The 11,024-nt window shown below is 72.8% G+C and carries 9 protein-coding genes; 6 read left to right on the forward strand and 3 right to left on the reverse strand.

The genetic code is table 11. The features are described 5' to 3' along the window. Positions 1–799, forward strand: a 799-nt coding sequence (locus tag ACWJ6R_RS20040; protein ID WP_449063697.1) for an FHA domain-containing protein, incomplete at its 5' end; no start/stop codon positions are given. A 41-nt stretch (positions 800–840) separates the two neighbouring features. Here the strand turns inward: ACWJ6R_RS20040 and ACWJ6R_RS20045 are convergent. Continuing rightward, positions 841–2,856 (reverse strand): cation:proton antiporter, encoded by a 2,016-nt coding sequence (locus ACWJ6R_RS20045; RefSeq protein ID WP_449063698.1) that lies wholly within the window; start codon positions 2,854–2,856, stop codon positions 841–843. Positions 2,857–2,982: 126 nt separating this feature from the next. Between ACWJ6R_RS20045 and ACWJ6R_RS20050 the strand changes: the two genes are divergently transcribed. The 3 genes from ACWJ6R_RS20050 to ACWJ6R_RS20060 all read left to right on the forward strand — a co-directional run bounded on the left by ACWJ6R_RS20050 (position 2,983) and on the right by ACWJ6R_RS20060 (position 6,024). Continuing rightward, the gene (locus tag ACWJ6R_RS20050) at positions 2,983–3,771 is read left to right on the forward strand and encodes a serine/threonine-protein kinase (protein WP_449063699.1); all 789 of its coding nucleotides are present in this window, start codon (positions 2,983–2,985) and stop codon (positions 3,769–3,771) included. A gap of 77 nt (positions 3,772–3,848) precedes the next feature. Then, positions 3,849–4,766 carry a carbohydrate kinase family protein gene (locus ACWJ6R_RS20055; RefSeq protein ID WP_449063700.1) on the forward strand — a complete coding sequence of 306 codons (918 nt, stop codon included), beginning with the start codon at positions 3,849–3,851 and terminating at the stop codon, positions 4,764–4,766. Between the two features lie 22 nt (positions 4,767–4,788). Beyond that, the gene (locus tag ACWJ6R_RS20060) at positions 4,789–6,024 is read left to right on the forward strand and encodes an aminotransferase class III-fold pyridoxal phosphate-dependent enzyme (RefSeq protein ID WP_449063701.1); all 1,236 of its coding nucleotides are present in this window, start codon (positions 4,789–4,791) and stop codon (positions 6,022–6,024) included. Positions 6,025–6,033: 9 nt separating this feature from the next. Here the strand turns inward: ACWJ6R_RS20060 and ACWJ6R_RS20065 are convergent, their stop codons facing one another. Together ACWJ6R_RS20065 and ACWJ6R_RS20070 are read right to left on the reverse strand one after the other, a co-directional pair. Beyond that, entirely contained in the window at positions 6,034–6,618 is a 585-nt protein-coding gene (locus tag ACWJ6R_RS20065; RefSeq protein ID WP_449063702.1) for a hypothetical protein, read from the reverse strand. Between the two features lie 236 nt (positions 6,619–6,854). Then, positions 6,855–7,955 carry a GNAT family N-acetyltransferase gene (locus tag ACWJ6R_RS20070; protein WP_449063703.1) on the reverse strand — a complete coding sequence of 367 codons (1,101 nt, stop codon included), beginning with the start codon at positions 7,953–7,955 and terminating at the stop codon, positions 6,855–6,857. A gap of 121 nt (positions 7,956–8,076) precedes the next feature. Between ACWJ6R_RS20070 and ACWJ6R_RS20075 the strand changes: the two genes are divergently transcribed. Further along, on the forward strand, positions 8,077–8,943 hold the full coding sequence (locus ACWJ6R_RS20075; RefSeq protein WP_449063704.1) for a tRNA (adenine-N1)-methyltransferase: 867 nt from the start codon (positions 8,077–8,079) through the stop codon (positions 8,941–8,943). Between the two features lie 262 nt (positions 8,944–9,205). Beyond that, positions 9,206–10,969, forward strand: a complete 1,764-nt coding sequence (gene arc, locus ACWJ6R_RS20080) for a proteasome ATPase (protein WP_449063705.1) — start codon at positions 9,206–9,208, stop codon at positions 10,967–10,969. The last annotated feature ends 55 nt before the right edge of the window (positions 10,970–11,024 follow it).

Consider the following 11,024-nt stretch of genomic DNA (forward strand, 5'->3'; position numbering starts at 1 on the left):
CCTCCCCATGAAGCCCGCCGGGCCCGCCGGGACCACCTACGCGCAGCCCCCCGCCCCGCCGATGGAGCCGCAGGCCCCCGCTCCGCAGCCGTGGGACTCCGGGCCGATGCCGGCGGTCCCCGCGCAGGGGCAGGGCCCGCTCTCCGGCCCCGGCTTCACCTCGCAGGAGGACGCCGAGACCGCCCGGGCGAACGGGATGGGCGGTGATCCCCTCGGCCCCGGCGACCTGCGCAACGAGTCGTTCGAGTACGAACTGCTGACCCCCGGCGGCCCGCCGAGCTCGCCGGACCTCATGCCGCCTCCGGCGCCCGAACCGGAGTCGCGGCCGCTGGTCCACGGCGTGGACTGCAAGAACGACCACTTCAACGACCCGCGGGTGCCCTACTGCGCGGTCTGCGGCATCGCCCTGGTGCAGCGCACGCTCGTCCCCTACAAGGGGCCGCGCCCGCCGCTGGGCGTGCTCCTGCTGGACGACGGGATGACGCTGCGCCTGGACGCCGACTACCTGCTCGGCCGCGACCCGGAGCGGGCTCCGGAGGTCGCCGACGGCTCGGTCCGCCCGGCCAAGGTCACCAGCCCCGACGGCTCGGTCTCCCGCCGCCACCTGCGGGTGGCGCTGGACGGCTGGGACGTCAACCTGATCGACCTGGGCTCGGTGAACGGGACCCAGATCCAGCCGCCCGGGGACCCGAACTTCTACGACATCCCGCCGAACGAGCCGGTCACGATCATGCCCGGCACGACCGTGCGCATCGGCGTCTCGCGCACCATGCGCTACGAGTCGCACCGCAACCGGTAGGCGGAGCGCCGCTCTCGGCCGCGTCGGCCGGAGCGCCGCTTTCAGCCGCGCCGCCGGAGCACCGCTCTCAGCCCTGCGCCGCCGGAGCGCGCAGGCCGAGACGGCGGCGGCCCAGTCGACCGGGTCGGGGTCCTGCTCGGCCCGGACCAGCAGGTGCGCGCCGTCCGGTACGGTCCCCGTGTCGGGGGCCACGACCAGCGCGCCGGGCGGGACCTCGCCCGCGGTGGCCGCCACCCCGAGCCTGGACAGCCGCTGGGCCAGCGCGGCGCCCGCCCGCCCCCGGAGACGACCAGCGGGCGGTCGTGCAGCACCGCCAGGACGAGCGCCACGTGGGCCGCGGCGTCGGATCCGCCGGAGTCGCGGTGGAGCGCGACCGGCCCGGTCCCGAAACCGGCGAGCTCCGGTTCGCCGGGGGAGAGCACCGTCACCACCCGGCACGTCGCGGCGGCGTGCACCTCGGCGTAGCCCGGGACGCCCGCCGGCAGCACCAGCAGGTCCGGCCGGGCCCCGGACACCACCTCGGGCAGTTCGGCGGCCGCGTCGGAGGCGAACCGGCTCATCACCCTCGGCTCCGCGCCCCGCGTGCGGACGGCGGCGGCCAGCGCCTCCAGATCGTGGAGGACCTCGGCCATCTCGGCGAGTTCGGACGACAGCCCGGTGCCGACCTCCAGCCGCTCCCGGGGGTAGGGGCGCAGGTGGGTCAGGGCCACCTCGGAGGGCGCGGCGGACCGCGCCAGGGTGGCGGCCAGGTCCGCGAGCGGGCCCTGCTCGCCCGGCGGGTCGGGGACGACGGCCAGCACCCGGTGCGCGGCCGTCTCCCCGAGCGCGGCGCGTTCGGCCTCGGCGATGTCGCGGGCGACGCGCCGGTCGGAGTAGACCCGCCGCAGCAGCGGACCGGTCATCCCGGTGGTGACCAGCGCCATCACCACCATCAGCGAGTACAGCTCGTTGTCGAGCACGCCCTTCTGCAGGCCGACGGTGAGGATGACGATCTCGGTCAGCCCCCGGGTGTTCAGCAGGGTGGCCAGCGCCCACGACTGCCGTCCGGGCACCCCCGCGGCCCGCGCCGCGGCGTACGAGCCCAGCAGCTTGCCGCCGATCGCCACCACCAGGATCGCGGCCAGCGTGCCGAGGCTGGACAGGTCCAGCTCCCGCAGGTTCACGTTGAGCCCGGCCACCACGAAGAACACCGGCAGCAGCAGCAGGACGGCGAGCTGCTCCAGCCGCTCCAGGATCTCGTGGTTGAGCCGCTCGGCCCCCTCGCGCGGCATCACCGCACCGAACAGGAACGCCCCGAAGATGAAGTGCACGTGCATCCACTCGGTCGCCCAGGCCGAGCCGATCAGCCCCAGGAGCACCACCGAGAGCAGGCCGGGCGTCAGCCGCCCCGCCCGCTCGTAGGCGGGCACCAGCCGGGCCAGCAGCGGCCGGACCACCAGGAACACGACCAGCGCGTACGGCAGCGCGAGCAGGACCTTCCACTGCCCCTCCGCGTCCCCGGCCCCGGCGACGGCCACCACCACGGCGAGCACGGTCCAGGCGAGCACGTCGATCACGGCGGCGGCCGCCAGCGACAGGCCGCCGAGCGTGATGCGCTGCATCCCGCGGTCGGTCAGGACGCGGGCCAGCACGGGGAAGGCGGTGGCCGCCATCGCCGCGCCCATGAACAGCACGAACGGCAGGGTCTTGTCCCCGCCGACGTGGTCGGACGCGAGGGCGAGCGCGAGCGCGCAGCCCAGCACGAACGGCAGCACCGTGGAGCCGAGCGCGACGGTGACCGCGATCCGGCCCTTGCCCCGGACCAGCTTCTGGTCCAGCTCCAGGCCGACGACGAACATGAACAGCACCAGCCCGACGTTGGCCAGGGCCTGCAGCGGGGGCTTCATCTCCGGGCCGAACAGCTCGTCGCCCAGGAGCGGGCCGAGCAGGGTGGGGCCGAGCAGGATGCCCGCCAGGATCTCGCCGACGACCGGGGGCTGGCCGAGCCGTCTGGCCAGGGCGCCCAGAAGTCTCGCGGCGGCCAGGACGATCACCAGGTCGAGCAGGAGGAGGTCCATGTGGAGCACAGGCGAGCACGCTTCCCGTAAGTAATGAAAAGCCCCGACAATGACCAGGGCGACGTTACCGTCTGCGGGAGGTCGCCGCGAGGGTCGCGCGAGGTGTGGCACGGAGGGGAGACAGCGGTGGAAGGCATCGCCGACTACGAGTTCGTCCGTTCGCTGGGAGCGGGCAACCACGGCGAGTTCTATCTCGCCAGGAGGCCGGCGCGGCTGCCGGTGGAGGCCGAGTTCGTCGCGGTGAAGGTGCTGGGGGGCACCGGGGCCGACGCGTTCCGGCGGGCCACCCGTGAGCTGAAGGCGTTCGCCGCGGTGCGCTCGCCGTACCTGGTGACGCTCTACGACGCGGGCCAGCAGGGCGGGGTGTTCTACTACTCGATGGAGTACCTGCCCGGCGGGTCGCTGGGCCGCCCCGCCGAGCCGCCCTCCAGGGACCGGGCGCTGCGCGCCGTCGCCTGCGTCGCGCACGCCGCGCAGGCGCTGCACGAGGAGGGGATCGTGCACCGGGACATCACCCCCGGCAACGTGCTCCTCACCGACCTCGGCGGGAAGCTGTCCGACCTGGGCCTGTCGCAGGTGCTGGCGCCGGGCGCGACGGTGACCGGGATGGGCGGGATCGGGTCGGTGGAGTTCACCGACCCGGCGCTGCTGCGGGGGGACAGGCCCACGCCGGCCGGGGACGTCTGGTCGCTCGGCGCGACGCTGCACTGGGCGGCGACCGGCACCGGGCTCTACGGCGAGCTGCCCGTCCACGACCCGCTGCTGACCCTGCGGAAGATCAACGCCACGCCGCCGTCGGTCCGCGGCGACCTGGAGCCGGAGCTGGCCGACCTGGTGGGCTCCTGTATCGGGGACGCGGCCAAGCGGCCCACGGCCAGGGGAGTGGCCGACCGCCTCTACGCGCTGATCTCCTGAGTCCGGATCCGTTGACAACGCGTCCGGGGGGCCGTCTATCATCCGCTCAGGCGCGCAAAACATGAGGAGGGCTCGCCATGGCCGTCGTCACTCTCGGGGTGCACATCGTGGACGTGCTGGCCCGGCCGGTGGAGTCCATCCCCGCGGGGCAGGACACCCACCTGCTGGAGCAGATCCGCATCACCGCGGCCGGCGCGGCGGCCGGCACCGCCGTCGACCTGGCGAAGCTGGGCGTCCCGGTCGCCTCCGCCGGCGCCGTCGGCGACGACGAGCTGGGCGACTTCCTGCTGATGGTGATGGGGCGGCACGGGGTGGACGTGACCGGGATCGTCCGCAGGCCCGGCGAGCAGACCGCCGCCTCGATCCTGCCGATCCGCCCGGACGGCGGACGCCCGTCCTTCCACGTGCCCGGCGCCAACCTGGGCCTGTCGACGGCCGACGTGGACCCGGAGCGGCTGCGGGCGGCCCGGGTCCTGCATCTAGGCGGCATGGACGTGACCTGGGGCCTGCACGACCCCGCCTTCTTCGCGCTGCTGGACGAGGCGCGGGCGGCGGGGACGGTCGTCACCATGGACCTGCTGTCCAACATGCCCGACCTGGTGCTCGGTGCGAAGGCCTTCCTGCCGCACGTCGACTACGTCCTGCCCAACGAGGAGCAGGCGCTGATGATGAGCGGCCGGGCCGGCGCGGAGGAGGCCGCCGCCGCGCTGCTGGCCGAGGGGCCGCGCGGGGTGCTGGTCACGCTGGGCGGAGAGGGCAGCCTGGTGGCCACCGCCTCGGAGACCGTACGGCTGCCCGCGCTCGACGTCGCGGTGGTCGACACCACCGGCTGCGGCGACGCCTACTGCGCCGGGTTCATCGCGGGGCTGGCCGGCGGGCGCGACGTTCTCGACGCCGCCCGGCTCGGCACCGAGGTCGCCGCCCGGGTCGCCGGCGGCCTGGGCTCCGACGCGGGCCTCGACGACCTCGCCGGCCTCGACCTGCCCCGGCTCTGAAGCGAAAGGGATGTCTGCTGAGATGTCGATCGACGCGAAACTCCGTGAACGGGCCGCCCGGGTCGTGCCCGGCGGCATGTACGGCCACCTCAACGCGGCCCTGCACGGTCCGGAGTACCCGCAGTTCTTCGTGCGCGGCGAGGGCTGCCGCCAGTACGACGCCGACGGCCGCGAGTACGTCGACCTGATGTGCTCCTGGGGGCCCATCATCCTGGGCCACCGCCACCCGGCCGTGGAGGCCGCGGTGGCGGCCCGGCTCGCCGAGGGCGACTGCCTCAACGGCCCCGGCCCGGTCTACGTGGAGCTCGCCGAGCTGATGGTGGAGACCATCCCGCAGGCCGACTGGGTGATGTTCTCCAAGAACGGCACCGACGCCACCACCCAGGCCCTGATGGTCGCCCGCGCGGCCACCGGCCGGGCCAAGGTCCTCGTCGCCCACGGCTCCTACCACGGGGCCGACCCCTGGTGCACGCCGAGCACGGCGGGCACCACCCCCGCCGACCGGGCCGACCTGGTCGAGTACGCCTACAACGACCTGGCCAGCGCCGAGGCCGCCGCGGCCCGGGCCGAGGGGCCGGCCGGCTCCGACGTCGCCGCGATCATCGTGACGCCGTTCAAGCACGACTCCTTCGAGGACCAGGAGCTCGCCGCACCGGAGTTCGCCCGCGGGCTGCGGGCGCTGGCCGACCGGCTCGGCGCCGCCCTGGTCATCGACGACGTGCGCGGCGGCTGGCGGCTGGACCTCGGCGGCTCCTGGGAACCCCTGGGCGTCCGCCCCGACCTGTACGCCTTCAGCAAGGCCATGGCCAACGGCCACCCGATCGCGGCCGTCACCGGGGTGGACGCCCTGCGCGACGCCGCCCGGACGATCTACTCCACCGGCTCGTTCTGGTTCAACGCCGCCCCGATGGCCGCCGCGAAGGCGACCATCGAGACCCTGCACGCCATAGGCGGCGTCGCGCTGATGGAACGGGCCGGCACCCGGCTGCGGGAGGGGCTGGCCGCGCAGGCCGCCGCCCACGGCTTCACGGTCAACCAGACCGGCCCGGTCCAGATCCCGTGGCTCTCCTTCGAGGGCGACGCCACCCTGGAGAAGGGCATGTTCTGGTCCGCGGCCTGCCTGGAGGAGGGCGTCTACCTCCATCCCTGGCACAACTGGTTCATCTCGGCCGCCCACACCGACGCCGACATCGACCGGGCCCTGCAGGGCACCGACGCGGCGTTCGCCAGGCTCAGGGCGAGGTTCGGCGCGGACTGACCGCCGGCCTCAACCCTCCACCGCGCGGGGCTGCGCCGGGTCCTCCCGGCCGGAGGGGAGCCGGGCGAAGGCGTGCACCGAGCGGAGCATCCGGGTGGCGGCCTCGAATCCCTGGGCCGCCTCCATCGCGCGCCCGGCGGCGGTCGCGAAGCGCACCAGCAGGTCCTCGTCCCGGTGGTCGAAGCGCCGCCCGGCCACCCACAGGCAGGCCTGGCCCCGGGAGGCCAGCGGCACCGGGACGGCCAGGAAGCCGGGTTGCCCCGTCCGCTCCTCCCGGGGCAGCCGGAGCGGGTCGGAGCGGGTCGCCAGCGTCGTGAGCACCGGGCCGTCGCCCAGCCACCGCCGGATCGCCAGCGGGTCGCCGGGCGGCGTGTGAACGTGGACCGGCCGGGCGCTCTCCGCCACCGGGTCGACCTCGACCAGTCCGGCGTAACCGGCCGAGCACACCGCCGCGGCGGCCGCCACCACCTGTTCGACGAGGTGGTCGGCGCCGGGTCCGGCGAAGGCCTCGATCAGGCCGCGCAGGCGGTCTCCGGACCCGCCGTACGGAAGGACGGAGCCGGAGGCCGGCCCGATCTGCTGGATGGTGCTCATCCCTTTCCCCTCTCTTCGTGGAGCCGGGTGCCCGCGCCGAGGTGGCGGGCGGGGTAGCGATTCGGAGTATTACCTCCAGAGCACTGCTTGACCAGCCCTAGATGTCTCATATGGGGTGAATGGGACGGGCGAATCCCCGGTGCCGCCAGGGAGCGCGGTGAGCGCGGTGGTTCCAGGGAGGCGCCGGGCGGCCGTTCGTGAGCGCGCCCGGCCCTCTCACGGGCCCGCCGGGGGTCTCAGGGGCGCAGCCGGTACCACTGGAGATCGTCGTGGCGGCTGCCGTCCGGGGCGGGCAGCAGCCCGTGCAGCAGGGCCTCGCGCGCGAAGCCCGTCTTCTCCAGCACCCGCTGCGAGGCGGTGTTGCCCGGCGCGGTGCCGGCCACGACGCGGGCCACCGGGGTGCGCTCGAAGGCCCAGCCGACCAGCAGCTCCACCGCGCGGGCGGCGAACCCCCGGCCGCGGAACTCCGGCAGCATGCTGTAGCCGACCATGGCCTGGCCCAGCGGCGGGACGATGTTGCCGAGCTGGACGTGCCCGGCGAACGCGCCGTCGGCGGCGTCGCGGATCGCGGCCTCCACCCGGGTGCCCGCGAGCCAGTGCATGCCCGCCTCGCGGCAGAACGCCTCGCTCTCCTCCGGGTCGAGGGGCTCCGGCGGGACGCTGTGCGCCACGGTGTCGGGCAGGTTCCGCAGCGCGTGGTAGTCGTCGGCGTCCTCGGCGGTCAGCGGCGTCAGCCGTACCATGCCGTCGGTCAGCGACCCGCCGGGGAAGGGCGGCAGGTACGGGGAGATCCGCTCGCCGGAGTCGGTGCTGATCCGGGCGAACGACGCCAGGTCGCCGCGGGTGCCGTCGCGCCGGGCCTCGGCCGCGCGCTGGACGCCCTCGTGCCGGAACCCCGAGGCGAGCGCCACCCGCTGGCTGGCCAGGTTCTCCACGTCGGCCAGGAGTTCCATGCGCTCCACCCCGCGCCTGAAGGCCCACTCGGTCAGCGCCCTGGTGGCGGCCGTGGCCACCCCGCGGCCCCGGGCCCAGGGTGCGATCAGGTAGCCGATCTCGCCGTTGCCGCGGGGGTCGAGCGCCTTGAGGCCGATGTTGCCGAGCCACTCGCCGGTGGCGGGATCGGCGACGGCGAAGGAGGCGCCGCCCGCCTCCCAGAGCCGCTCGGCCAGCGTGAGGTACTGGACGGCGTCGTCCCTGCCGTACGGGACGGGCACGGTGGGGATGAACCGTATGATCTCGGGATCGGCGCAGGCGCGGACCATCGGCTCGACGTCGGAGCCGGTGAGCTCGCGCAGGACGACGGGGCCGGCGGGGATCACGTCTCGGGTGAACACCATCCAGTGCTATCAGGTGCCGCCGAGGGGAGGCGAACCGGTTTCCCCGGCGGGTGCGGGGGCCGGACCCAGGGGGCGCCAGGACCGAACCGGCCACGGCCCGCGCGCCGATACCCTTGCGGGCATGGGTTTTCGCAGGCATGGGCCGTTTCAGGCCGGGGATCAGGTTCAGCTCACCGACCCCAAGAACAAGCGCCACACGGTGACGCTGAAGGAGGACGGGGTCTTCCACACGCACAAGGGGTTCATCCCGCACAGTGACCTGATCGGGCAGCCCGAGGGCTCGGTGGTCCGCTCCTCCGGCGGCACGCAGTACCTGGCCTTCCGCCACCTGCTGTCGGACTACACGCTCTCCATGCCGCGCGGCGCGGCGGTGATCTACCCCAAGGACTCCGCGCAGATCGTCGCGATGGCCGATGTCTTCCCGGGCGCCCGCGTGGTCGAGGCCGGCGTGGGCTCCGGCGCCCTGACCTGCTTCCTGCTGCGCGCCGTCGGCCCGGAGGGGAGGGTCACCTCCTACGAGCGCCGCGAGGACTTCGCCGAGGTCGCCACGAAGAACGTGGAGAAGTTCTACGGCGGGCCGATGGACCAGTGGCGCCTGGTCGTGGGCGACTTCGTGGGCTCGCTCGACGAGAGCGACGTCGACCGGATCATCCTGGACATGCTCGCCCCGTGGGAGTGCGTGGACGCGGCGGCCAAGGCTCTCACGCCGGGTGGCGTCATCTGCTGCTACGTGGCGACGACCACCCAGCTCTCCCGCACGGTCGAAACTTTGCGGGAACATGGAAGTTTCACCGAGCCCCACGCGTGGGAGACCCTGGTTCGCGACTGGCACGTCGAAGGGCTCGCCGTACGGCCCGACCACCGGATGGTCGGGCACACCGGTTTCCTCGTCACGGCCCGTCGCATGGCGGACGGGGTGACACCACCACCCCGGCGCAGGCGGCCGGCGAAGGGGGCGTATGGCGAGGAGTCCACGACGACGCCGTGACCCTCACCTCGGCCCCCTCCGTGACGTCCTCCGTGCCCGCGAGCGTGATCTCCGCCACATGACGATTAGGCCACGACGGACGTCGGGCATGACACGGGAGCAGTGTGTCGTGTTCTTATGCTGACAGCACTAAACGCTATATAAGGGATTAATCACCGAGCACTTAATGTAGTCATACGAATACCGCCCGGCCAGGTAACGGACAGCCCCCAGATGGGTAGGGTCTTGAGTAGTCGGTCTCGACTGGGAAGGAGGTGACGGCGTGGCAGCTCGCGACGACGCTGAGGCTCGAGCCGCGCAGCGCGAACGGGAGGTCGCCGACCTCACAACACAGGTCTCCTTCCTGCAGGAGGAGATCACCGCGCTGCGTCGGAAGCTGACGGAGTCTCCCCGGCAGGCCAGGGTCCTCGAAGAGCATCTCCACGAGGCACAGGCGAAACTAGCGGCCGTCACCGGCCAGAACGAGCGTCTGGTCGCGACCATCAAGGAAGCCAGGGACCAGATCGTCGCGCTCAAGGAGGAGGTCGACCGGCTGGCGCAGCCGCCGTCCGGGTTCGGTGTCTTCCTGGAGGCCAGGGACGACGGCACGGTGGAGGTCTTCACCGGCGGGCGAAAGCTCCGCGTGAACGTCAGCCCGGCGGTGGACGCCGAGCAGCTGAAGCGCGGCCAGGAGGTCATGCTCAACGAGGCGCTCAACGTCGTCGAGGCCCTGGGCTTCGAGGACGTCGGCGAGATCGTGATGCTCAAGGAGCTCCTGGAGGACGGCCAGCGCGCGCTGGTCATCTCGCACGCCGACGAGGAGCGGGTGGTGAAGCTGGCCGAGTCGCTGCTCGACCAGCCGATCCGGGCCGGCGACTCCCTGCTGCTGGAGCCGCGCTCGGGCTACGTCTACGAGCGCATCCCCAAGTCCGAGGTCGAGGAGCTCGTCCTGGAGGAGGTGCCCGACATCTCCTACGAGGAGATCGGCGGGCTCATGCGGCAGATCGAGCAGATCAGGGACGCGATCGAGCTGCCCTATCTGCACGCCGACCTCTTCCGCGAGCACAAGCTCCGCCCGCCCAAGGGCGTGCTGCTGTACGGCCCGCCCGGCTGCGGCAAGACGCTCATCGCCAAGGCCGTCGCCAACTCCCTCGCCAAGCAGGTGGCGGAGAAGACCGGCCAGTCCGGCAAGAGCTTCTTCCTCAACATCAAGGGTCCCGAGCTTCTCAACAAGTACGTCGGCGAGACCGAGCGGCACATCCGCCTGGTCTTCCAGCGGGCCCGCGAGAAGGCCTCCGAGGGCACCCCGGTGATCGTGTTCTTCGACGAGATGGACTCGATCTTCCGGACCCGCGGCTCGGGCGTCTCCTCCGACGTCGAGAACACGATCGTCCCCCAGCTCCTGTCCGAGATCGACGGCGTCGAGGGCCTGGAGAACGTCATCGTCATCGGCGCCTCCAACCGCGAGGACATGATCGACCCGGCGATCCTGCGGCCCGGCCGCCTGGACGTCAAGATCAAGATCGAGCGGCCGGACGCCGAGGCGGCCAAGGACATCTTCTCGAAGTACCTCACGGCGGAGCTCCCGCTCCACCCCGAGGACCTCTCCGAGCACGGCGACAGCCGGGAGGGCACCATCGCGGGCATGATCCAGCGGGTGGTCGAGCGGATGTACACCGAGAGTGAGGAGAACCGCTTCCTGGAGGTCACCTACGCCAACGGTGACAAGGAGGTCCTGTACTTCAAGGACTTCAACTCCGGCGCGATGATCCAGAACATCGTCGACCGGGCCAAGAAGATGGCGATCAAGCAGTTCCTCGACTCCGGTCAGAAGGGCCTGCGGATCAGCCACCTGCTGGCCGCCTGCGTGGACGAGTTCTCCGAGAACGAGGACCTGCCCAACACCACCAACCCCGACGACTGGGCCCGCATCTCCGGAAAGAAGGGCGAGCGGATCGTCTACATCCGCACCCTGGTCTCCGGAAAGCAGGGCACCGAGGCCGGCCGGTCCATCGACACGGTGGCCAACACCGGTCAGTACCTCTAGCGGCGCATCCGGTGGAGCGGCGCCCGCGGGCGCGCTCCACCGATCGCCACCGCGG

Source organism: Planomonospora algeriensis (assembly GCF_977012225.1).